This window comes from Spirillospora sp. NPDC048911 (genome assembly GCF_043198015.1).
Taxonomy (GTDB): Bacteria; Actinomycetota; Actinomycetes; order Streptosporangiales; family Streptosporangiaceae; genus Spirillospora.
The window spans coordinates 814,241-836,636 of the sequence record NZ_JBICUD010000001.1; the positions used below are offsets into that span (position 1 = coordinate 814,241).

The 22,396-nt window shown below is 69.9% G+C and carries 23 protein-coding genes; 8 read left to right on the top strand and 15 right to left on the bottom strand.

Features of this window, described 5'->3' with window-relative positions:
* Window positions 1-75 precede the first annotated feature (75 nt).
* Complete coding sequence (locus ACGFNU_RS03820; protein ID WP_392589892.1) at window positions 76-555, top strand: MarR family winged helix-turn-helix transcriptional regulator; 480 nt, start codon at window positions 76-78, stop codon at window positions 553-555.
* A gap of 278 nt (window positions 556-833) precedes the next feature.
* Here ACGFNU_RS03820 and ACGFNU_RS03825 read toward each other — a convergent pair whose 3' ends face one another.
* Both ACGFNU_RS03825 and ACGFNU_RS03830 read right to left on the bottom strand, forming a co-directional pair.
* Entirely contained in the window at window positions 834-1,640 is an 807-nt protein-coding gene (locus ACGFNU_RS03825) for an ArsR/SmtB family transcription factor (protein WP_392589893.1), read from the bottom strand.
* 266 nt (window positions 1,641-1,906) lie between these two features.
* Entirely contained in the window at window positions 1,907-2,395 is a 489-nt protein-coding gene (locus ACGFNU_RS03830) for an Lrp/AsnC family transcriptional regulator (protein ID WP_392589894.1), read from the bottom strand.
* An 89-nt stretch (window positions 2,396-2,484) separates the two neighbouring features.
* On the opposite strand from ACGFNU_RS03830, the gene ACGFNU_RS03835 reads away from it, so the two are divergent.
* Window positions 2,485-2,985, top strand: a complete 501-nt coding sequence (locus ACGFNU_RS03835; protein ID WP_392589896.1) for a DUF2000 domain-containing protein — start codon at window positions 2,485-2,487, stop codon at window positions 2,983-2,985.
* A gap of 93 nt (window positions 2,986-3,078) precedes the next feature.
* Here ACGFNU_RS03835 and ACGFNU_RS03840 read toward each other — a convergent pair whose 3' ends face one another.
* Window positions 3,079-3,585: a GNAT family N-acetyltransferase gene (locus ACGFNU_RS03840; protein ID WP_392589898.1), complete on the bottom strand. Its 507-nt coding sequence runs from the start codon at window positions 3,583-3,585 to the stop codon at window positions 3,079-3,081.
* A gap of 166 nt (window positions 3,586-3,751) precedes the next feature.
* Between ACGFNU_RS03840 and ACGFNU_RS03845 the strand changes: the two genes are divergently transcribed.
* On the top strand, window positions 3,752-4,045 hold the full coding sequence (locus tag ACGFNU_RS03845) for a putative quinol monooxygenase (protein ID WP_392589900.1): 294 nt from the start codon (window positions 3,752-3,754) through the stop codon (window positions 4,043-4,045).
* A 118-nt stretch (window positions 4,046-4,163) separates the two neighbouring features.
* Here the strand turns inward: ACGFNU_RS03845 and ACGFNU_RS03850 are convergent, their stop codons facing one another.
* The 6 genes from ACGFNU_RS03850 to ACGFNU_RS03875 all read right to left on the bottom strand — a co-directional run bounded on the left by ACGFNU_RS03850 (window position 4,164) and on the right by ACGFNU_RS03875 (window position 9,938).
* A complete protein-coding gene (locus tag ACGFNU_RS03850) occupies window positions 4,164-5,051 on the bottom strand; it encodes a hypothetical protein (RefSeq protein ID WP_392589901.1) in 888 nt (295 codons plus the stop codon).
* A 261-nt stretch (window positions 5,052-5,312) separates the two neighbouring features.
* On the bottom strand, window positions 5,313-5,615 hold the full coding sequence (locus tag ACGFNU_RS03855) for a putative quinol monooxygenase (RefSeq protein ID WP_392589903.1): 303 nt from the start codon (window positions 5,613-5,615) through the stop codon (window positions 5,313-5,315).
* A 9-nt stretch (window positions 5,616-5,624) separates the two neighbouring features.
* Window positions 5,625-6,686, bottom strand: a complete 1,062-nt coding sequence (locus tag ACGFNU_RS03860; protein WP_392589905.1) for an aldo/keto reductase — start codon at window positions 6,684-6,686, stop codon at window positions 5,625-5,627.
* 123 nt (window positions 6,687-6,809) lie between these two features.
* Window positions 6,810-8,222: a DHA2 family efflux MFS transporter permease subunit gene (locus ACGFNU_RS03865; RefSeq protein WP_392589906.1), complete on the bottom strand. Its 1,413-nt coding sequence runs from the start codon at window positions 8,220-8,222 to the stop codon at window positions 6,810-6,812.
* A gap of 598 nt (window positions 8,223-8,820) precedes the next feature.
* Window positions 8,821-9,429, bottom strand: coding sequence for an NADPH-dependent FMN reductase (locus ACGFNU_RS03870; RefSeq protein ID WP_392589908.1), 609 nt, complete (start codon window positions 9,427-9,429; stop codon window positions 8,821-8,823).
* 137 nt (window positions 9,430-9,566) lie between these two features.
* A complete protein-coding gene (locus ACGFNU_RS03875) occupies window positions 9,567-9,938 on the bottom strand; it encodes a YybH family protein (RefSeq protein ID WP_392589910.1) in 372 nt (123 codons plus the stop codon).
* Between the two features lie 173 nt (window positions 9,939-10,111).
* On the opposite strand from ACGFNU_RS03875, the gene ACGFNU_RS03880 reads away from it, so the two are divergent.
* A complete protein-coding gene (locus ACGFNU_RS03880) occupies window positions 10,112-10,603 on the top strand; it encodes a winged helix-turn-helix transcriptional regulator (RefSeq protein WP_392589912.1) in 492 nt (163 codons plus the stop codon).
* Between the two features lie 64 nt (window positions 10,604-10,667).
* Here the strand turns inward: ACGFNU_RS03880 and ACGFNU_RS03885 are convergent, their stop codons facing one another.
* Window positions 10,668-11,420 (bottom strand): SDR family oxidoreductase, encoded by a 753-nt coding sequence (locus ACGFNU_RS03885; RefSeq protein ID WP_392589914.1) that lies wholly within the window; start codon window positions 11,418-11,420, stop codon window positions 10,668-10,670.
* Entirely contained in the window at window positions 11,417-12,289 is an 873-nt protein-coding gene (locus ACGFNU_RS03890) for an NAD(P)-dependent oxidoreductase (RefSeq protein WP_392589915.1), read from the bottom strand. The genes ACGFNU_RS03885 and ACGFNU_RS03890 overlap by 4 nt, the downstream gene beginning before the upstream one ends.
* 110 nt (window positions 12,290-12,399) lie before the next feature.
* Between ACGFNU_RS03890 and ACGFNU_RS03895 the strand changes: the two genes are divergently transcribed.
* Window positions 12,400-15,645 (top strand): BTAD domain-containing putative transcriptional regulator, encoded by a 3,246-nt coding sequence (locus tag ACGFNU_RS03895; RefSeq protein WP_392590995.1) that lies wholly within the window; start codon window positions 12,400-12,402, stop codon window positions 15,643-15,645.
* A gap of 297 nt (window positions 15,646-15,942) precedes the next feature.
* Here the strand turns inward: ACGFNU_RS03895 and ACGFNU_RS03900 are convergent, their stop codons facing one another.
* The 3 genes from ACGFNU_RS03900 to ACGFNU_RS03910 form a co-directional block, all read right to left on the bottom strand.
* A complete protein-coding gene (locus tag ACGFNU_RS03900; protein WP_392589917.1) occupies window positions 15,943-16,869 on the bottom strand; it encodes an SDR family oxidoreductase in 927 nt (308 codons plus the stop codon).
* Window positions 16,870-16,964: 95 nt separating this feature from the next.
* Window positions 16,965-18,116 (bottom strand): methyltransferase, encoded by a 1,152-nt coding sequence (locus tag ACGFNU_RS03905; RefSeq protein ID WP_392589918.1) that lies wholly within the window; start codon window positions 18,114-18,116, stop codon window positions 16,965-16,967.
* Entirely contained in the window at window positions 18,113-18,982 is an 870-nt protein-coding gene (locus ACGFNU_RS03910) for a helix-turn-helix domain-containing protein (RefSeq protein ID WP_392589920.1), read from the bottom strand. The genes ACGFNU_RS03905 and ACGFNU_RS03910 overlap by 4 nt, the downstream gene beginning before the upstream one ends.
* A gap of 163 nt (window positions 18,983-19,145) precedes the next feature.
* Here ACGFNU_RS03910 and ACGFNU_RS03915 point away from each other — a divergent pair, with 163 nt between their 5' ends.
* Genes ACGFNU_RS03915 through ACGFNU_RS03925 form a run of 3 tightly spaced genes read left to right on the top strand, consistent with a single transcriptional unit; the run spans window position 19,146 to window position 21,918 of the window.
* Window positions 19,146-20,645: an MFS transporter gene (locus ACGFNU_RS03915; protein ID WP_392589922.1), complete on the top strand. Its 1,500-nt coding sequence runs from the start codon at window positions 19,146-19,148 to the stop codon at window positions 20,643-20,645.
* A 23-nt stretch (window positions 20,646-20,668) separates the two neighbouring features.
* A complete protein-coding gene (locus ACGFNU_RS03920; RefSeq protein WP_392589924.1) occupies window positions 20,669-21,427 on the top strand; it encodes an alpha/beta hydrolase fold domain-containing protein in 759 nt (252 codons plus the stop codon).
* Window positions 21,427-21,918 (top strand): hypothetical protein, encoded by a 492-nt coding sequence (locus tag ACGFNU_RS03925; protein ID WP_392589926.1) that lies wholly within the window; start codon window positions 21,427-21,429, stop codon window positions 21,916-21,918. The genes ACGFNU_RS03920 and ACGFNU_RS03925 overlap by 1 nt, the downstream gene beginning before the upstream one ends.
* On the opposite strand, the gene ACGFNU_RS03930 is transcribed toward ACGFNU_RS03925, so the two are convergent.
* A complete protein-coding gene (locus tag ACGFNU_RS03930) occupies window positions 21,919-22,287 on the bottom strand; it encodes a nuclear transport factor 2 family protein (RefSeq protein ID WP_392589928.1) in 369 nt (122 codons plus the stop codon).
* Window positions 22,288-22,396 lie beyond the last annotated feature (109 nt).

Sequence of the window (22,396 nt, forward strand, 5' to 3'; positions counted from 1 at the left end):
AGCGAATCAGATCGTGTCATTCGCTGAGGTTGTCGGGTGGACGGGCCGCACCTTCGGCTGGCGTATTCTTGTCGAATGGGAAAAGCCACGAGTGAGCCGATGAGCGTCATCACCGCGCTGGTGCGTTCCTCATTCCTGGTGAACGCCGTGTACGCCGAGTCGGCTCGGGAGTACGGGCTGACCCCGCAGCAGGGGCAGCTGCTCTGCGTGCTGATGGCGCAGCCGTACGGGATGACCGAGCTCGGCGGAGTGCTGGGCCTGGCCAAGTCGAGCCTCACCGGGTTGGTCGATCGGACGGCTCGTACCGGGCTCGTCCAGCGCGAGCCCGACCCGCGTGACGGGCGGGCGGCACGGGTCGCGCTGACCGAGGAGGGCGGCAAGCTCGCTGAGGAGTTCTACGCAGAGACCTGCCGCCGGGTTGAGATGCTCCCGTCCGGGCTCAGCGAGGCCGAATCCGGCAAGCTCGCCGAGCTGCTAGGCCGGATGGTCATGGACAACGCGGTTCCGGAGGTCTTCATGGAGCTGGACGACCGGGCCTCCGCCGTCCACGGATAGCCGGACCAGGTCAGGCGAACAGGCCGGTATTCGGCGACCGCGGTACGGTCGGCCCGTTGCCTCTTGTTGGACGAGCGAGCCAACGCGAATATGTCGCTTCGCGAGCTCAGCGGCGCCCCCGCGCTCCACTGGCGAGGCAATTTCAATGACCTGACGATTTGTATAGCGAATTGCTCGTGTGTGGTTGACGGGGCACATGCAGACGTGAGGCGAAGAACAGACCCCGCCCTTGTCTCACAGGGCGGGGCTGATCGGGAGAGCCGGTGGTCTGTCGCGGCCTAGGCCTGCAATGACAGGGTTTCGCCGGACTCCAGCAGCGTCTTGAGGTTGGAGAGGAGCGCGGGCCAGCCTCCGCTGACCGCCTTCAGCATCTCGCTGTCGGGCTCGAAGTCGTCGTGGACCACGGTGAGCTTGACCGTGCCCTCGCCGGCCTGCTCGATCTCGAAGGTCACCTTCGACCGCTTCTCCTTCCGCAGCTCGGCGAACTTCTCCTCGCTCCAGCCGAACCACTCGGCCATCTTCGGCTGGTAGTTGTGCCAGGTGTACGAGAGCCGCTTGCCGGGCTCGGCCTCCAGAACCTTCTGGTCCCAGTCGTCGAACTCGTCCTCGGCGTCCATCCGCCACTTGATCGGCGATCCGACCTTCCAGTCCGAGTCGGGGCCGGTCCCCTCCATGTAGCGGCTGATGAAGGCGGGTTCGGTGAGGGCCTGCCAGAGCTTCTCCGGCGTCGTCTTGATGTACGTCACGTACACGAACTGCGTGTCGCTCATCGGTGCGTCCTCCAGTGCTCGTTTGAGGTCGGCGAGCGCGCGGGCCCGCCCGCGGTCGTACCGGTCGATCCAGCGCTCCGCGATGTCGTTGATGGGTGCGGCGTTGAGGTAGTGCAGCTTTTCCCGCCCGCGCCGGCTCGCCGTCACCAGACCCGCGGACTCCAGCACGGTGAGGTGCTTGGTGACCGCCTGCCTGGTCATCTCCAGCTCGGCGCACAGCTCGCGCAGGCTCTGCCCGTTGTGGAGGTTCAGAGCGTCGAGCAGTCGCCGGCGACTGGGGTCGGCGAGTGCCTTGAAGATCGCGTCCAACACCATCACCTCAATTAAGCAACCATCTGGTTGCCTATCAGGTTAGGCAACCTTTTGGTTGCATGTCAATCGGGCAGAGCGATATCGCCTGCATCCGGTGAAGACCGGCCGCCGAGACCGGCCGCGGTTACCGGCTGCGTGTGCGTCCACGGTGTGCGGCTGCGGTGTGCGGCTGCGGTGTGCGCCCGAGAGGTCGGTTGCGGACGTCGGCCGGGGGAGATCGGCTGCGGTTGCGGTGTTCGGTAGGGATCGGTCGGCGGTGGAAGTAGGCGTCAGGTGAGCCGGGACGGGCGCTCGCGGCTGTCGGCCGAGGTGGTGACGGACGTCGCCGTGCGGATGTGGTCGTAGACGAGGGAGGTGCGCACGTCGGCGATGTTGCGATGCCGCGCGACATGGTCCAGTACGAAGTCACGCAGATGACCGGCGTCCCGCACGGCGACCTGGATGATGAAGTCGTCCCCGCCCGACACCACGAAGACCGCGAGCGTTTCCGGGAGTTCGGTGACGTATGCCCGGAATCCCTCGACCGCCTCCCGCACCTTGGGATGCAGCCGCACGTTGATGAGGGCCTGCAGCGGACGGCCCAGCTGAGCCAGGTCGACCTCGGCATGGAATCCCATGATCACGCCACGCTTCCGCAGCGCTCGGACCCGCTCCAGGCATGTCGAAGGGGCGATGCCCAGCCGGCCGGCGAGCTCCCGGTTCGTCTGCCGCCCGTCGCGCTGAAGTTCCCGCACGATCACCGCATCAAGTTCGTCCATCATGCTCTCCGACCGTCGATTGCCGAACTATCTTCGGAAACTACCCCTTCAGATTGAGGATCAGTCGGGAAATCGACGACCCTCCTGTCATGACTTCGGAAAAGCTCCAGGACGTGCCGGCGACGTACACCCCCGCGTGGCTCGACGCCCTCGTCCACCAGTCCCACCTGCCCACCAAGGAGCAGGCCATCAAGTGGGTCATCCTGGTCGACCGGGACCTGCCCGTCGGCCTGCAGGTGAACGCGGCGGCCTGCCTGTCCGCGGCCGTGGGCAAGGCCGCCCCGGCCATGGTCGGCGCCGGCGGAATCGATGCGGCCGGCAGCCCCCACGCGGGTCTTCCCTGGACGGGCTGCACCGTCCTCGCGGCCACCGCCCCCATCGTCAAGACCGTGCGCGCGAGCGCCCTGGCCGAGCCGGACCTGCTCGTCGCCGACATGGCCGCGACCGCGCAGCGCGTCCGCGTGTACGACGACTACCTCGCCGAACTGGCGCGCCTGGAGGACGACGACCTCTCCTACTACGCGGTGACCCTCGCCGGGCCCCGCGCTCTCGTCGACCGCCTGACCGGCCGCTTTCCCCTCCTCAAGTGACCGGGCCTGCGTCTGCGCTCTTTGCGTGGGTGTCCTGTGCTGACTCCTGCCTGTAGCGCCGCGTGTGGGTCGGCGTGGGCAGGACGACGGAACCTAGGAGCGGAGGGGGAGGAGGTAGTGAACGATTGGTTCGTCGTTGCTGGAAACGGCGACTTGGCCGGTGAGGGAGAAGCCGAGCCGTTCATAGAGCGCGTGGCCTCGGGCGTTGTCGGCCTGGGTGAAGAGTTGAACGCGCTCGTAGCCACGGTCGCGCGCCTCGTCGACGAGGGCGCTGAGGAGTTGCCTGCCGATGCCCTGGCCCCAGAGCTCTGGCAGCACGGCGACCATGCTGATGTGGCAGAGACCCGGGATCGCTTCACCGAGACCCCCGTCGCTGCGTCCGCTCATGCCGGCGGCCGATCCGATGACGCCGCCGGAGCGCTCGGCGACGAAGAAGAACGTGCGCGGGTCGCCGAGGCGGTGAGTCGTCCGGGCTCGGGCGTTCTCCTCGACCGGCCGCGAACCGCTGGTTCGAGCGGCGTCGGCGAGGAACACGACTTTGGAGACGGCCATCACGTCGGCTGACATGCCGCGCCGGACGACGACGCTGTCGTTCGTCATCACACCAGGCTAGTGAGCCCGCTCGTGCTCAGGTAGTCGTCCCGCTGCTGAACGTGGCATCCGTTGCGGAATGTGGCGTCCGTCGCTGGACGTGCCGTCCGTGGCGCGTCCGTCTGACGGTCTGGCATTCGTCGGTGGGCAAAGACCCGAGAGAGGGAGCGCGACGATGGAGATCATCATTGCCGGCAAGGTCCAGGTGGACCCCGCGGAGCGGGACCGGTTCGTGGAGGGGCACCGCGACATCGTGGGGCAGTCGCGCAAGCAGCCGGGGTGCCTCGATCTGGCGATCACGGCGGATCCCCTTGAGGCGGGACGCGTCAACATCTTCGAACATTGGGAATCGGAGGAGACGCTGGAACGGTGGCGTGCGGTCGCGCCGCGACCGTCGACCTCCGTCGCCATCCTGGATGACCAGGTGCTCAAGCATGAGATCGCCAACACCAGGCCGCCGTTCGACTGACGGCCTCGCGCGCGCCGCGACGTCGCGGGGCGCTGGCGCTGGCCGCCGGGTGAGTGGCCGACGAGCGGCAGGTCCGGTTCATCGGCGCGGGCACGCCTTCCCTGGGAGCGGTGGTGGGTCAGATCCTGCCGTTGCGGCGGAGGATGTCGATCGCGCGGACGGTGCTGGCGCCGCGCCATTCCAACGCGCCGGCGGGGGAGATCTTCGCGTATTCGACGGTCCAGCCGCCGTCGTCCTGCTGGCGCGCGGCCAGCCGGTCCAGGTCGGCGGAGATCTGTTCTGGGGTGAAGAGGGCACGCGAAGGGCTGTCGGGGTACGGCGAGAAGTCCAGCGGATGCAGGAACTCGTCGTCCGTCCCGCCCTCGACTCGGAGCTTGCCCTCGGCGGGGATGTGCGCGCCGAGGCGCGTCAGCAGCTCGGCCGCCTCGGGGCAGGTGTCGTGCACCGCGTCGAGGAGCCAGATCGAGAACGAGAGGATGTAGGCGTGCGGCGCCTCGTCGAGGGCCGCGATCTGGTCGAGGCAATAGCGGGTCGCGCGGGCGAGCCATGGGTGGGCGGCGACGGCCGGGTCGTGGGCGGCGACACGATGGGCGGCCGCCGCGGTGACGTTGGTGATCTGCAAGGACGACACCGTCCGGTCGGCGTCCTTCCACCAGGGCGCGGTCGCCGCGGCGGTGGCGAGGGGCAGCGCGAACGGCACGCCGCCGTCGGGGCACGAAACGGACTGCAGCCAATCGCACAGCGCCACGGCCTGTGGGGCGGTGGCCGGTGCGATCTCCTCGAACACCTCGAAGGCGTGCAGCGCGGCGCCCGGCTGGCTCTCGGGTGAACGAAGGTCGGGTTCGAGGCCCCAGCCGTAGCCGCCGTCGGGGTTGCGGTAACCGTCCACAGCGGCGAGCACACCGGCTGTGCCGGTCTCACCCATCAGGAGCTGGAAGCGACGTCGGTCCAGGACGCGGGCATGGCCGGCCATGAAGTCGGCTACCGCGGAGAGCTCGATGGTCATGTCCTCCATCGTGTGCCGGATGGAGGGGCCGGTCTTGTAGGTTTCGGACCTTCCACGGATCTTTACCTGCTCAGGCCGATGCTTGTTTGACGTGAAACACCGGCCGCCGTCCGGAAGCGCCGCCGGCCGGGGAGCGGCCGCGGTTCGGGGCGGCGCGTCCATGTAGCCGACCGCCCCGCCCAAAGCTTGGGCGGGGCGGTCGGCATGAAACTCGCCACGAGTCAGTCTCCGACGTGGCCGTGATCGTCCGGCTTGCGGCGGTCAGCTCACGGTGACCTCTTCGTCGGTCAGGCGGCGAAGGGCGAAGGGCTCGGCCAGGACCTCGTCGAGGACCTCGGCGACGTGCTTGAAGTGCGGCGTGCCGAAGTGGAAGTCCAACGCGCCGGCGCTGGTCCATTCCTCGACGATGACCATGCGGAAGGGGTCGCGCGGGTCGGTGTACGGCTCGTACGCGATGCAGCCCTCCTCGTTCATCGACGGCGCGATCATCTCGTTCAGGGCCGCCCGCATCCGGTTCTCGAGGCCGGGCTTGGCGCGCAGCTTGACGACGACGGTCAGTGACATGGTTTCTCCTCAGGAACGGGTCGGGACGGCGGGGCCCTGGCCGGCACCCGTACGCACGATCGCGGTGGCGATCTCGTCGAGGTCGGCAGCGGTGAGTTCGAGGGACGCGGCGGGCAGCCACCCATCGACCTGGCCAGGCCGGCGGGCACCGACGATGGCGCCGGTGATGCCGGGCCAGGCGAGGGTCCACGCGACGGCGATCGCCGCCACCGAGACCCCGTGGCGCTCGGCGACCGGACGCAGCGCATCGGCCAGTGCGAGGTTGGCGTCCAGTCCGGTGGTGAAGTCGGGGTGTCCGGCGCGCCAGTCGCCGTCCGGCAGGTTCGCCACGCGGTCGCGCGAGAACGCGCCGGTGAGCAGGCCCGACTGCATCGGCGAGTACACGATCACGCCGGTGTCATGCTCCCGTGACCAGGCGATCTCGTCGGCGGCCGAACGGTTGATCGCGGAGAACGGCGGCTGGAGGGACTCCACGTGCGCGACCCGGTCGGCACGTTCGAGACGGGGCACCTCATGGTTGGACAGGCCGATCGCGCGGACCTTGCCCTCGGCCTTCAGATCGGCCATGACCTGCCAGTACTCCTCCAGCGGCGTACCCGGCACGCGCTCGCCGCCGGCCTCCGTCTCCGCCCCGTACTCCAGCGGCCCGCCGTCCTCGGCCGGCCAGTGCACCTGGTAGAGATCGATCCGCTCGACCCCGAGGCGCCGCAGCGACCCCTCGACCTCGCGGCGCACGCCGGCCGGGCTCATCTCGCGGCGAGGCGGCGCGGTCCGGTCGTTCTCGTCCCAGGCCAGGCCGAGTTTGGTGAACACGAACGGCCGGTCCGCCTCGGGCAGGTCGGCCAGTGCCTTGGCGACGATCTCCTCGCTGTGCCCGAGGCCGTACACCGCCGCGGTGTCGATCCAGTTGACGCCCTGCTCGATCGCGTACCGGATGGTGGCGACCGAGTCGGCGTCGTCCTGTGGCCCCCAGGCGTACCGCCATCCAGGCCCGCTGATCCCCCACGAGCCGAAGCCCACGCGGGTGATCTCCATGTCGGTGGTGCCGAGGCGCTTCTTCGGCAGGCTCATCGTTGACTCCCTTGAATGCGTTCTTGCGATGACATTCATGGTGTCGGCCCAGCTCAGACTCACCCAGGGCTCCGCTTCGCCGGGGGACGGCCGTACCTGGGTCTGCCAGAACCACCCACAGGTTCAGCCGTGGGCGTGCTCGGCGGAGCGGCGGGGGAGGAAGAGGGCCGGTACCACCGCGAGGGCGACCAAGGTCAGTGCCCAGCCGTAGGTGTGCTGGAAGGCGTCCGCCAGAGCAGGGGCAGCTTCGTCGGAGATGTGCGCGCCCAGCCCGCCTGCCGAGGCGGCGGGGCCGGAGACGCGGCCGGCCATCGCGTTCGTCAGCAGGACCGAGATGACGGCGGTGCCGACCGCGCCCGCCATGGTGTTGATGAGATTGACCGTGGTGCTGGCTGCCGGCGCCTGATCGTGGGACAGGCCCCGGGTCGCCGCGGTCATCGTCGGCATCATCGTCGTTCCGCCACCGGCGCCGATCACCGCCAGCGCGGCCATGAGCACCCAGTACGGGGTGTCGGCGGCGAGCGCGCCGGTGAAGAGGGCGAACCCTGCCGCGGCGGTCGTGATACCGGTCAGCACGACCCTTCCGGGCGCGAACTTGTCGGTCAGCCGCCCGGCGATCTGCATCGCTGTCCCGGAGGCCAGCGCTCCGGTGATGCCCAGCAGCCCGGCCATGGTCGCGGACTCGCCCCGCACGACCTGGTAGTAGAGCGGCAGCAGGATCATCGAGCCGAAGTAGCCCGCGGCGAACAGGACCAGCGTGCCGGTGGCCGCCGCGAACGAGCGGTCACGGAAGAGCCCCAGGTCGATAAGCGGATTCCGGGCGGTCAAGGCGCGGCCCACGAAGCCGGTGACCAGGAGGGCACCTATCCCAAGAGGAAGGAGCACCCCGGTGGAGCCGAAGTCGTGGCGCTCCCCACCCGTCGTCACGCCGTAGATCAGGGTGGCCAGGCCCGGGGACAACATCAGCAGCCCGGGAACGTCGAGCGGCCGCCGGGTCGCCGGCGTATCGCGGGGGAAGAGCCGCGCCGCCAGAACGATCACCACGGCGCCGATCGGCAGGTTGATGAAGAACATCCAGCGCCAGGAGACCTCGTCGACCAGCCAGCCGCCCAGCACCGGCCCTGCCAGCGGCCCGACGAGGACGGCCAGACCCATCGTGCTCATCATCCGGCCCAGCCGGTCGGGAGCCGCGGCGCGCAGCAGGATCGTCATCCCGACCGGCATGATCATGCCGCCGCCGAGGCCCTGGAGCACACGGAACGCGATCAGCGACTCGATGCTCCACGCCGCGCCGGCCAGCACCGATCCGGCCGTGAAGAGCCCGATCGCCGTCAGGTAGAGCCGGGTGCCGCCGAACCTGCCGGTGGCCCATGCCGTGGCGGGGATCATCGCGCCGAGCGCGAGCGAGTAGCCGGTGGCCACCCACTGGACGGTGGCGAGCGGGGCGTCGAAGTCCTGCGAGAGCCGGTTGATCGCCACATTCACCACGGTCATGTCGAACGTGGTCATGATCGAGCCGAGCACCAGAATCAACACGATCGCGCGAACCCGCGGCGCGGACTCAGTGCCAGGCAAAGCGCCCGATCCGCCGGGCGCCGAGGCTCGTCCACCACGGCGTGAACTGGAAGAGACGGTCGTCATCTCAGAATCCTTAGCTGGAGCATGTGACACGCCACGGCGGCGACCGCGCCAACATCTCTCGCGCACTGACGTCCGCCGCGAAAGCACCGTCACGGCGGACGCGGCGATCACGGCGAACGTGGGCTAGCGCGGCCATCCGGCGAACGTGTGAACGACGTGGCGGTTGCAATGAACGCGGTCGTCACGGCGGACTTGGTGGATGCGCCAACCGCAAACGTTCAGGAGATGCCTGCGGTGGCTGTGGACGCCGCACACGGACACAGCGGTTTCGGCGTTCCAGTCGAGGGAGGGCTGTGAGCGCACGCATTGCGGCACACGCTCTTGCGGTTGGACGCTTCTCTTGCACGGAACGTAGTTGCTGCGAGTAATGCAGTAGGCACAGAGCATGCGTTGAACACAGCGGATGTGTCGTTATGACGTATGCAGTGGTTGTCGTGGCTAGCGCTGCGGACATAGCGGCTGCGGTTGTCGTGGCGGGTTACAAGTGGAGGGGCTAGGCGGCGTACGGGCGGGTGGCCTTTGCGTCGCGCAGTGCGTGCGCCCACCAGGTGAGCTGGTCGAGCATCGTCTTCGCGGCGGCTCCACAGCTCTCACCGTCCCGATGCGTCCCGTCGCCCTCGAATTCACCCCACGCGTTGTGGAAGCTGACGGTGTCGCGGATGGTGACCGCGTGCAGTTCGGCCAGGACGACTCGCAGTTGCTCGACCGCACGCAGGCCGCCCGAGAGACCGCCGTACGAGACGAAGCCGACCGGCTTGGCGTGCCATTCCTTGTTGTGCCAGTCGATGGCGTTCTTCAGCGGCGCCGGGAAGCTGTGGTTGTACTCCGGGGTGACGATCACGAACGCGTCGGCGGCGGCCAGCCTCGGGGACACGGCGGCCAGTTGACGTTCCACCGTCTCGCCGGGCGGCCGTCCGAACTCCGGGAACACGGTCGGCAGCGGGGTCTTCGCCAGGTCGATGACATCGACCGTCAGGTCGTCACGCTGCGACGCCTCGCCGATGAACCAGTTCACCACCGTCGGGCCGAACCGGCCCTCGCGCGTGCTTCCGACGATGACCGCGAGCTTCAGCGGGGTCTGCTCCATCATGGTCTCCTTCATCCATCGGCAGCTCAGGCCGCGTTTTCGTTGATGAAGAAGACGCTACGGATCCGGCCGGGCCCAGGAATCTGTCATGTGACTGGCCTGGATGACTGAAGGCCTACCTGGGCCCGGGCGACGTCCGCGTGGGCGACCGCTCAGCGTGGCAGCTCGGGGCGGTCGATGATCCGCAGCCACGAACCGTCCGGCTGCCGCCGCGCGACCTGGACCCGTCCGCCGGTGCCGTCGGCCGGACGGGTCGACGTCAAGGCGAGATCACCGTGAAACACGGTCGGCAGCGGCTCCTCGGCCGCGAACCGCGGCTTGGCCGCGAGCATCTTCTCGAGCACCGCCCGGATCGCCGCATGGCCGACGGTCTCGTGCCCGGGCGGGAACGCCAGCACCGCGTCGTCCTCATAGAGCTCGACGAGGCCCTCGACGTCTCCGTCGTTCACGCGCCGCACGAACAGCCGCGCCAGATCCTCAGGGCTGGTCGCCTTCTCGCGGGTCGCTCCCGTCTTCGTGCCCATATCGATCAAACCCCTCTCAATGTCTGCTTCAACTCCACTCTGCGCGTGCCCTCTCCAGAAGTCCAAGACATGATCGCACTCGCACCTAGAAGCGACAGTTATAAAGACTCAGGCACCTGGGATGATCGGTTCCCTCTTGTAACCGATCGCACTAGCAGGCACTATCTGGTCATATGGACGACGGAACTCAGCGAGCCCATGTCTGCCCCGGCACGGACGAGGACTACGAGGTACTTCAGTGGGACACGCGCGAGGACTGTGAGGTCCGGCAGATTCTGGACCGGGTGGCGGACAAGTGGTCGCTGCTGGTCATCGCCTTGCTCGACCGTCGCAGCCTTCGCTTCACCGAACTGCGCCGGAAGATCGACGGGATCAGCCAGCGCATGCTCACCGTGACCCTGCGGCAGCTGGAACGGGACGGCCTCGTCCGGCGCACCGTGCACCCGGTCGTCCCTCCCCGCGTGGACTACGAGCTCACCGCGCTGGGTGCCACCCTGCACGACACCATCCGTTCGCTGGTCACGTGGACGGAGCAGCACCAGAACGAGATCGCCACGGCGCGTGCCGCATACGACGCTCGAGTCGAGGCCGAGAAGGAAGCCGCCGACCAGGAGGCAGCCGAACGCGACGCCCTCGCCCGCGAGGTTCTAGCAGGCAGACGCTGAGCGGCCAGAGAACGGCCTCCCGGTGCGTCGCGCGGGGATCAGGCAGCGGCTGTGCGGTCGGGGGTCAGGCGGCTATGTGGCCTAGGCCGCCGTCGGCTGCCAGGACGATGCCGGTGCTGAACGTGGCGTCGAACGCGAGGTAGAGCACGGCGGCGGCGATCTCCTCGGGCGCGCCGTGCCGGGACATCGGGGTCACGTCCTCGCCCGCCTTCTGGTTGGCCGCCTTCTCCTCGTCGCTGAGCCCGGCGATGCCCATGGTCGGCGTCTGGGTGAAGCCGGGGCTGACCACGTTCACCCGGATCCCGCGCGGCAGGAACTCGGCGGCGAACGCCTTGGCCAGCCCACGTACGGCGGTCACCGAGCCGGTGGCGACGCTCGACTGCGGGTAGCCGAGCCCGTCGAGGACGGCGGTGGTGAAGACGAACGAGCCGCCCTCGTTCACCAGCGGCAACAGCCGTTGCGTCGTGAAGAAGGCGCCCTTGACCTTGATGTCGAACGTCCGGTCGAAGCTCTCCTCGGTGACGCTCTCGATCGGGCCGAACGCCGCGTGGCCCACGTTGACGAACACGAAGTCCACTCGGCCGAGCCGCTCTTCGGCGATGCCGCCAAGGGCCTCGATGTCGGCCAGGCTGGCGGCGTCCGAACGCACCACGTGCGCGGGGCGTCCGGTGAGTTCGGTGCGGGCCGCTTCGATGTTGGTCTCGTCGCGGCCGGTGAGGAGCACCTCGGCCCCGCCGTCGAGCAGCGCGCGGACGACGGCCAGGCCGATGCCGTGCGTGCCGCCGGTGACCACGGCCTTCTTCCCCGCGTACCTCATGAACGGATCTCCTTCTCGATGAGGCCGACCAGGTCGCTGAGCGCGTCGCCCTCGCCCGCCGCGATGATGTCGCGCATCGGGGTGAGCAGATGGGTGAGGAGGTCGATGCCGACGCCCTCGGAACGGCTGCCCTGAACGATGTTCGCGAGCGCGGTCGCCTGCATGTCGAGCGGCGACTCCTCGGACGGGATGTCGCCCGCCTCGCGTTCGGCCGACGAGGGCGCCAGGACGTTCGCCATCGCCTGCAGCCATGGGATCAGCAGGGACGTGGTGAACTCCGCGGCCCGCTCCGGGCCGATCAGGGCGGTGGCGTGGCGGGCGCCCGCGAAGATCCCGTACATGCCGGAGAGCAGAGCCAGATCGTTCAGGGCCGCGAGCCCGGCGTCCTCGCCCACGAACGTGGGCACGGCGAGGACCTCCAGCGCCGCCCTGCACCGATCGAACGCCGCGCTGGATCCGCTGTAAAGGATGAACCCCTCAGGCTTACCGATCATCGACGGGATGGCCATGATGCCGCCGTCCAGGTATTCGGCTCCCTGCGCGGTCACCCACGCGCCCGTGCGGCGGGCCTGTTCGGGCCGGCCGTTGGTGAGGTTCACCAGGACGCGGCCCTTCAGCATGTCGGCGTTGGGAGCGAGGAGCTCGTCGACGGCGTCGTAGTCCAGCACACAAAGGATCACCAGATCGGACGCCCACAGCGCGTCGCTGACCGTCGCCGCCCGGGTGGCGCCGCGGGCGACCAGGGCGTCGGCCTTGGCGGGCGTGCGATTCCAGACGGTCGTCCGGTGGCCGGCCGCCAGGCAGGCGTTGGCGAGGGCCTGGCCCATGGAGCCCAGGCCGATGATCGTCACCGATGGTTCGTCGGTCATTGTCTCCCCAGTTCGAGATGGCCTTCAGCAGGTCGGGGCCCACTCTGCGAGAGGTCTCTCTTGATCGGCTCTCGGTCGGCTCACGGAGTCCGCTGGGTAACGTGAACGACATGCGTTTCGGGGTGCTGGGTCCGCTTGAGGTGTGGGCGGCGGACGGCAGTCCCGTACGCGTTCCCGAGGCGAAGGTCCGCGCGCTCCTCGCCGACCTTCTGATGCACGAGGGACGCGTCGTGTCGGCGGACCGTCTCGCCGACGACCTCTGGAGTGAGCGTCTGCCCGGCAATCCGTCCGGCGCGTTGCAGACGAAGGTGTGGCATCTCCGCCGTGCCCTGGAGGACGCCGAGCCGGGCGCGCGCAAGCTCGTGGTCTCCCGTGCTCCCGGCTACCAGCTGCTGGCCGGCACCGGCGCGATCGACGCGGGACGTTTTGAAACCCTGCTCGTCCAAGCCACCGCGACGGACGATCCGCGTGAACGTGCCGCACTTCTGACCGACGCCCTCGCGCTCTGGCGCGGCCCGGCCGCCTATGCCGACTTCGCCGACGAGGAGTTCGCCCGGCCGGCGATCACCCGCCTGGAGGAGCAGCGCCTGGCGGCGTTGGAGGAACGGGCCGCCGCGCGCCTCGAACTGGGCGAGCACGGACTGCTCGTCGGTGAGCTCGCGGACCTGGTCGAGCAGCACCCGCTCAGGGAACGCCTCCGAGCCGTCCAGATGCGGGCTCTCTACCGAGCCGGACGCCAGAGCGAGGCCCTCGCCGCGTACAACGATCTCCGTGACCGCCTCCGGGACGAACTCGGCCTGGACCCCAGCCCGGACCTCGCCGAACTCCACCAAGCGATCCTCGATCAAGACCCAGCCCTCGCCCCAAGCCACCCACCCGCCACCCACCCGCGCACCAACCTGCCCGCCTCCGTCACCGAGCTGATCGGCCGCGCAAACGCGATCGCAGCCGTACACGCCCTCCTCAATACCGGCAGGCTCGTCACGCTCACCGGGCCGGGCGGCGTCGGCAAGACCCGCCTCGCGATCGAGACGGCCGCACGATCGGACTTTCCCGACGGCATCTGGCTGGTCGAACTCGCCGCCCTCGACCGCACGGCCACCCTCGACCGCATCGCCGACCTGGTGACCACCACCCTCGGCCTACGCGACGACACCTCGCCGGACGAAGACCCGCTCGGCCTGATCGCAACGACCCTGCGTACCAGGCGGACGCTGCTCATCCTGGACAACTGCGAACACGTCATCGCACCAGCCGCCGCATTCGCCGAACACCTCCTGAAGGCCGCCCCCGACCTGCACATCCTCGCGACCGGCCAAGAGCCCCTCAGCATCTCAGGCGAATCGATCTGGCCCGTCCCGCCACTAGACCTACCGCCGCATGGCCTGCGGCCCGTCCCGCCACAACCACCCAACCCGCCGCTGGCCAACCCCGGGTCGGCCTCCCCGCGGCCGCCCGATGACCTCCGTGGGGTGCGGGAGTCGAGTGCGGTGCGGTTGTTCGTGGCTCGTGCCGCGGCGGCCGTGCCCGGCTTCGAGCTCACTGCGGAGAACGCCGCGGCCGTGGTGGAGATCTGCCGGCGGCTGGACGGGATCCCGCTCGCGCTGGAGCTCGCGGCCACGCGCCTGCGCGTCCTCGGTGTGCGGGCGCTCCGTGACAGGCTGAACGACCGGTTTCGGCTGCTCGCCTCCGGCCATCGCGGTGCCCCGCCCCGCCAGCAGACCCTTCGAGCGGTGATCGACTGGAGCTGGGAGCTGCTGACCGGCGCCGAACAGACCGTGCTGCGCCGTCTGGCGGTCCACGCGGACGGCTGCACGCTGGAGGCCGCCGAAGAGGTCTGCGCTGGAAGCGGCGTGGACGTGGATGATATCCTTGATCTTCTGGCCAGGCTGGTCGATCGTTCACTCGTGGTCGTCACGGAGCGAACGGACGGTCCGCGTTACCGGCTGCTGGAGTCGGTGGCCGCCTACTGCCAGGAGAAGCTCCGGGACGCCGGCGAAGCCATTGCCGTGGAGCAGCGTCACGGCGTCCACTACGCCGCGTTCGCCGAACGCGCCGCGCGCCACATTCGGGGGCATCAGCAGCGGCAGTGGCTGGAACAGCTCGACACCGAGGCCGCCAACCTGCGGGCCGCGCTTGAGGGCGCGGCCCGGCGCGGGGACGCGCGGCTCGCGTTGCGGCTGGTCAATGCCCTCGCCTGGTACTGGTTCCTGCGGGGCAGGCTCAGCGAGGCAAGCCGTTCGCTCGGCTTGGCCTTGGCGATCGAGGACGGAGGGCCTGGTCATGGACGCGCGGAAACGATGATCTGGCAGATCGTCCTGGCCATACGTGCGGGCGACGTCCCGCGCCCGATGGAGCGGGTGGACGCCGCACTCGGCCTGTTCGACCAGCACAACGCAGGGCGAGCGCACGCCGAATGGCTGCTCGGCTTCGCCCTCTTCGGGTACGGCGACGTCTCGATCAGCGAAGACCTGGTGAGCCGTGCGCTGACCGGTTTCCGCGCCGGGGGAGACCGCTGGGGCACCGCCGCCGCGCTCAGCACGCGAGCCCATCAGGCCGTGCTGCGCGGCGACTTCACGGCGGCCGAACGGCACGGAACGGAGAGCGCCGCGATCTTTCACGAACTCGGTGACCGGTGGGGGCAGCTCGCCACCACGGATGTCCTGGGTGCCGTAGCGGAGTTCACCGGCGACTACGTCCGCGCCGCGCGCCTCCATCGCGAGGGGCTGCGCACGGCCGAGGAGCTCAAGCTGTGGCCGGACGTGTCGCGGCGGCTCTCCGGGCTCGGCCGCATCGCACTGCTCAACGGCGACCACGCGTTGGCCGGGGAGCTTCTCGAACGTGGACGCAGGCTGGCGGCCGACCAGGCCGACGAGGCGGCGGAGGAGCACGCGGAGATCGGCCTCGGGCTCGTGGCGAGGCGCCAGGGCAGGCTTGACGCGGCCGAGGTCCATTTGCGGCGGTGGCTCGACTGGTGCCGGGAGCGGGGCGGCGACCACGGCGTGGCGTTGATCCTTGCCGAGCTCGGCTTCATCGCCGAACAGCGCGGTGATGCCGAGGCCGCGATGTCACTGCAGGCGGAGGGCCACGAGACGGCCCGGACGACCGGTGATCCCAGGGCGGTCGCGCTCGCCTTGGAAGGCATGGCCGGTGCCCATGCCCTCTCTGGCGATCACCTTGAGGCGGCCCGGCTACTGGGTGCCGCCCAGGCCCTCCGCGAGTCCGTCGGCAGCCCGCTCCCGCCGGCCGAACGTGGTGACGTCGAACGCATCACGGCCGCCGTACGCGACGCGCTCGGCGGCACCGCCTTCGAAGCCGCCTTCACGCAAGACGACCCCGTCCATGTCACCGGCTGAGCCGACTCACGTCACCGGCTGAGCGCGGCGACCGGACCGTGGACGAAGCCGTTCACCAGCCACACGAACTCGGCGGGCTGCTCGACCGGGGCGTTTCCAACGGTGATCGCAGGCATTGTCCTCATCCCTTCGGCGTCGTTCTCGTTCAGTGCCGACGATGCCCGCGACGGGCGTGGATGAGGAGCGGAGCGTTGTAGCCGGGATCCGCGACCCTGGCCTGAGCAAGGTGGCGGCTACCTGGCTTGGCGGCTAAGAGCTTGGGCGTTCAGGGCTTTGCGCTTCGGGCCGGGTGGCTTCTCAAGGCTTGGCCAGGAAGTCGCGGTAGTACGACATGAAGTCGGGCTGTGAGCCGTCGACGTCGGTGAACCCGTACTCCTTGGCGAGCTCTCCGCTGCTGTACGAGCCGCCGGTCTTCGCCATGACGTCGGGGTCGGAGGCCAGGGCGACAACTGCGCGCGCCACGTACGCGGGTGTCTCCGAGGCGGCGAAGTGCTGGTCCTTGGCGATGCCGTCCCGCCAGTTCTCCTCGGTGACGCCGAAGATGTCCAGCATGGCCTCCGACCGCAGGAACCCCGGCGTGAGTGCGAGGGCCGCGACGTTGTACGGCTTGAGCTCGGCGGCCTGGTTCTTGGCGAGCCGGATGACGGTCTGCTTGGCCAGGTCATAGAAGAACGTCCCGCGATAGCCGCTGAGGAACTCGTCCACGAACTGCTCGGTGCCGTCGGTGACCTCGACGACCAGACCGCTCTTCTGCTCGACCATCAGCGGCAACGCGAAGTGGCTGGTGATGATGTGGGTGTCGACCGCGCGGTGCAGGAGCGCCAGCCCCTTGCCGAGGTCGTGCTCCCACAGTTTCTTGTCCCACTCGGTCAGCGCCTCGCCGCCCCACACGTCGTTGACGAGGACGTCCAGGCGGCCGTGTTCGGCGCGAATGCGTTCGACGAGGGTGCGCACCTGATCGGGCTCGGAGTGGTCGACGCGGACCGCGATGCCGGTGCCGCCGCGCGCGGTGACGAGCTCCGCGGTCTCTTCGATGGTCTCGGGACGGTCGAGATCGGAACGGCCCGCTCGGGTGCTGCGGCCGGTGGCGTACACCGTCGCGCCGGCCGCGCCGAGCTCGGCGGCGATGGCCCGGCCGGCCCCCCGCGTGCCGCCGGCGACCAGGGCGACCTTGCCACTGAGTTGCACGGTTCCTCCTCCGATGATTAATAAATGTCTGTTCATTTACTATAACGCCCATACGGAGGGATGGGCAAACGTTCGTTCACTAACCAGCGGGCTTCGAGGGGCCAGAGCCAGCCGGTTCCGAGCCGCCTGAGCTAGCGGGTTCCGAGCCGCCAGAGGGAGGTGACCTCCGCGGCCCGCGCCTCGTACAGCGGGTCGCTGGAGTCCATGGCGCGCGGGTGCCGCGGCTTGATGTCCATGCGGTCGAGGACGCGCAGGTCCGCCGTCTCGAACGCGTCGAGGAGCTCGGCCCGGGTGCGAAGCCCGAGGTGTTCGGCCAGGTCGGAGAGGATCAGCCACCCCTCGCCGCCCGGTTCGAGATGCTCGGCCAGCCCGTTCAGGAAGCCCCGCAACATCTGGCTGTCCGGGTCGTACACCGCGTACTCCAGCGGAGAACTCGGGCGCGCGGGCACCCACGGCGGGTTGCACACCACCAGCGGCGCGCGGCCCGGCGGGAAGAGATCCGCCTTGATCACATCGACCTGGTCGGCCAGACCGAGACGGTTGACGTTCTCACGTGCGCAGGCCAGGGCACGCTCGTCCTGGTCGGTGCCCACGACGCGTGCGACGCCGCGTCGCGCCAGCACCGCCGCGAGCACGCCGGTGCCCGTGCCGATGTCGAACGCGAGGGAGCCGGACGGCAGCGGCGCCGCCGCGACGAGATCCACGTACTCGCCTCTGACCGGCGAGAACACCCCGTAGTGCGGGTGGATCCGGTCGCCGTCGAGCGCCGGGATCGGAACGCCCTTCTTCCGCCATTCGTGCGCGCCGATGAGCCCCTGCAACTCGCGCAGCGACGTCACGTACGGCTCGTCCGCCTGCCCGTGCGCCTCCACGCAGGCCTGCTCGACGTCGGGCGCGCGGCGCAGCGAGATCTTGTGGCCGGCCTCGACCGGGATCAGCACCATGCCCAGCGTCCGGGCCCGTTGTGCTTGCGCCTGGCGGTGCAGGTGGAACGCCTGGACCTGCGAAGGCGTCTCGCCCTTACGCTTGCGGCGGTCCGCGCGGCGAGGCGTACGGTCGGCGCGGCGTGTCATGGCCTGGAGGAGCTGCCGCGCGTTCTGGAAATCCCCGCGCCACAGCAGGGCGGTGCCCTCGCAGGCCAGCCGGTACGCGTCGTCCGCCTTGGTCGTGTCGTCGGCGATCACCACCCGCCGCGGGGGCGCCGCGCCGTTCTCCGAACGCCAGCGCGCCGAACGGTCGGCCCCGTCCTCGTCGAGCCACTGGATGATCTGCGGTTCGTTCACGTCGGCCTCACCGCCAGCTCCGAGCTCGAACGCCGTGTCGAGACGTCCGCGAGCCGGTTCAGCTTCTCCTCGTACTCCGAGCCGGGCTCCGCCGCGTACATCATGAGGCGGCTCAGATCCGGATCGCCGGGCAGGTGCAGGGTCTCGAACGGAAGCACGAGCAGCCCGGCCTCGGGATGGACGATGCGCGCCTCGCCGTGGGTCAGGTCGACGACGCGGTGCTCCTCCCACAGCCGCCGGAAGTCGTCGCTGCGCGCGAGCATGGAGTCGATCAGGGCACGCAGGCGGACGTCACCGGGGTCCTGACCGGCCCGGAAGCGCAGGTAGGCCACGTTGCGGCACGCCACCGGCAGCCAGTTGCCGCCCAGCCTGCCCCGGTAGTCGTCGTTCAGATGGATCTGGTGCGTCCACGTGCGCTCGTCCGGCGGCATCGCGGCCAGGTCGACGAAGATCTCGGCGGTGAGCCGGTTCCAGGCGACCACGTTGGTGTGGTGCCCGACGACGTACGCGGGTGCGCGCGTGATCGAGTCGAGGAGATGCTGGAGCGGCGGGCGCAGCCGCGGCGGATCCTGCCGGTGATCGATGCGCGGCGGATGGGCCAGGCGGTGCAGGTGGGCGTGCTCGTCGCCGTCGAGCCGGAGCGCCCGGGAGATCGCGTCGAGGATCTCGGCCGAGACGTTGTCGGCGTTCCCCTGCTCCAGCCGGACGTAATAGGCGACGCTCACCCCGGCGAGCTGGGCCAGCTCCTCACGGCGCAGCCCGGGGACCCTGCGGCGGCTGCCGTACGAGCGCATCCCCACCTCGTCGGGCCGCAGCCGAGCCCGCCGGGACTTGAGGAATTCCCCTAGATCGTTCCCCTGCGCCATGACAGCCGAGCGTATCGGGAGCCGCCGACGGAACGGGCCGTCGAGGGTGCCACTGCCAGTGGCAGGAACCGCGGGCGTACGAACGGGCGGGGGCTGGGTGGACGAGGCGCGGCGGCCGATCGTGGACGCGTCCGATCGAGACGATCTCTTGGGAAGGCGTTCCATGGCTACTCTGACCGGCGTCGCGGCACCCCCCGCCGCGATGCGGATGACCTCGCGGCACAGGCTGATCCTGATCTTGCTGCTCGGCGTGCAGTTCATGCTCGCCATCGACTTCTCGATCCTGAACGTGGCGTTGCCGGTGGTCGGCGAGGGACTGGGCTTCGGGCTCGACTCGCTGCAGTGGATCGCGACCGCGTTCGCGCTGCCCGCCGCCGGTTTCACCCTCCTCTTCGGCCGGGTGGCGGACCTGTTCGGGCGGCGCCGCATGCTGCTCGCCGGAATGGGCCTGCTGGCGTTCGGTTCGCTCATCGGAGGGGCGGCGACGTCCCCGGCGCTGCTGCTCACCGGCCGGGTACTGCAGGGCTTGGCGACGGCGATCGCCACCCCGGCGGCGCTGTCATTGATCACCACGTCCTTTCCGGAGGGGCCGTTGCGCAACCGGGCGCTCGGGCTCAGCGGGGCGCTGATGTCGGCCGGGTTCACGGCGGGCGCGGTGCTGGGCGGCGTGCTCACCGACCTGCTGAGCTGGCGCTGGGCATTCCTGATCAACGTCCCGATCGCGCTCTTCGTGCTGGCCGTCGCCCCTCTAGTGATCACAGAAGCCCGCCGCGCGACCACCGCATCCGGCCGCGTGACCACCGAAACCGGTGGGGCGATCAACGGGAGTTCGCGGCGGCGGGGCTCGCGGCTGGACGTGCCGGGGGCGATCACCGTCACCGGCGGGTTGCTGGCTCTGGTGTACGGCGTCACGGCCGCCGGATCGCAGGGCTGGTCCGACCCGTTCGCGCTGGGGACGCTCGTGCTGGCGGCGGTGCTGCTGGTGGCCTTCTGGGTCGCCGAACGGCGCGCCCCGGCCCCGCTGGTGCCGCTGCGCGTCCTCGCGAAGCGCACGGTGACCTGGGGCAACGTCGGCGGCTTCATCGCGTTCGCCACCGAGACCTCGCTGGTCTTCCTGATGACGCTCTACCTGCAGCAGGTGCTGGGATATTCGGCGATGGCCACCGGGCTCGCGCTCGGCGTCCTCGGCGGGGGCACGTTCGCGGGCGGGGTCGCCGCTCCCCGGATCATGGCCCGCGTGGGCGGCCGATGGACCCTGGCCGCCGGGCTCGTCCTCCAGGCGGTGGCGACGGCGGCGCTGCTCGGCCTCGGCGAGACCCGCGACGGGCTGCCGTTGATGCTGGTCGCGATGGCGATCGGCGGCTTCGGCAACCTCGTCGCCATCGTGGCCTTCATGGGCACCGCCACGTCCGGCCTGCCGGACGAGGAGCAGGGCCTCGCCACCGGGCTGGCGACCATGACCCAGCAGGTCGCCATCACCCTCGGCATCCCGGTGATGAGCGCCGTCGCCACCGCGGGCGGCGGCTCGGTCCTCGGCGGCATCCACACCGCCACCGTTGTCAACGCCGCCGTCGCTCTCGCGGGTGCGGCCCTGGCGGCCGGCTTCCTCGGCCGCCGCGCGACCGCCGAGGTCGAACTCGCCGGGCCTCGAGAAGCGTCATGACCGTGTAGTTGAAGGACGGTGACGTGCGTACGGTCCTGGTCACGGCACCGGGTGCGAGCCTCGGCCAGGAGGTGCCGGTCAGGGTCCACCAGGCGGGTGTCGCCCCGCGCGGTTGGCTGGTGTGGGCGCACGGTGGCAGTTGGACGTCGGGATCGTCCGCCGGCTGGCACCATGCCACCGCCGACCTGGCCAGGGCCGCGTCGGGCACCGTGGTGAGCGTCGACTACCGGCTGGCTCCCGAGCATCCGCATCCGGCCGGGCTGCTGGACGCGCTCGCCGCGATGGACCTGGCGCAGGCCCTGACCGACGGGCCGATCGCGGTCGGCGGCGACAGCACCGGAGCCACGCTCGCCGCCGCCGCGGCCCTGGTCTGGCGCGATCTCGGCCGCCCGCTCGCCGCGCAGGTGCTCGCGTACCCGCCGATCGATCCGCGGGCGTCCTCGTACCCCCGCGATCCGAGCCGGGCCAGGCTCCTGGCGGCGTGGCGGTCCTACCGGGGCACGGCTGAGCGGCATCCGGCGGCCACCGGAGCCACCCGGCTCTACAGCACTCCGGACGAGGCCGACGACCTCGGCGGGCTCGCCCCCGCGATCTTGGCCGTCGGGACCGCGGATCCGGTCGCCGAAGACGTCCGCGACTATGCGCGTCGGCTCCGCGCGGCTGGGAACGCCGTCAGTCTCAGGGAGTTCGCGGGCCTTCCGCACGGGGCGTTCCTCGACGCCCTCGAGATGCGCCACTGGCTGGGCAAGGCCTACGCCCGTACCTACGAACAAAGGACATAATGATCACCGCTCCGGACTACACGTCAGAACTCCTGCGCCATTTCGTGGACTTGCGGGACGGGACGCACGGCGACGCCTCATCACGTCAGGGCAAGGAACGGCACTTTCGGACGGCCGTCGAACTGCTCGATCCGCACGCGCGGCGGACGCTGGAAGAGATCAACACCGCGCTCCTGCTCGAAACGGGCGAGGTGGTGGCGACCGGTGTGACGCGTTCCGCCGACGGAGGTATCCACAGCCTGTGGACACTCGGCTGGCCGGAGCAGCGGGCCTCCGGCATCGAGCCGATCACTCTCCGCGCGTTCTATGGTGCCGGGTTCCACCATCCGCATCTGCGCGGCGCGACGGTGGGCGACTGGCCGCTCAACGTCTTCACCGCCGAACAGGCCGCGGCCGCGGTGCCGGCCCTCCGTGCCATCGCGGCCGCCGACCTGCACAACCTCGTGTTCCAGCGGGACTACCGGATCGTCCCCGCCGTCACGCGCGGGTAGTCAGGAAGGGATCTTGTCGAGGAAGCCGAAGACCTTGTCGATCCGGCCGTCCTCGCTGAAGACCGCCACATCGAAGCCGATCACCGGGGCCTCCACCGCGTCCGCCGGGCCGAGTTCCCAGGTGAAGCGGGCCGTGTCGTGGTGGGCGTCGACGTCCCCGGCGAGCCGGAAGGCGAAGTCCGGGAACTGCTGCTGCACGGCGGCGATGGTCGCGTCGAGGGCGTCGCGTCCCTCGACCGCCACGAGCGGGTCGGTGTACGCGGCGTTCTCGGTCCACACCTCGTCGATGGCGGCCCGGCGGGCGGCGGCGTCCTTCTCGTTCCAGATGTCGATGTAACGCTGGGCTTGTTTCTGCGCGTCGTAGCTCATGACCCCTACGGTGCCGAGCCTGGACGATAAAGACGATTACCTGCGAGGTCATCGGGCTTGTTCCGTTTTGCTCCAGGTAGTGTCTGCCCGGCGGATGTGAGACGGGGGA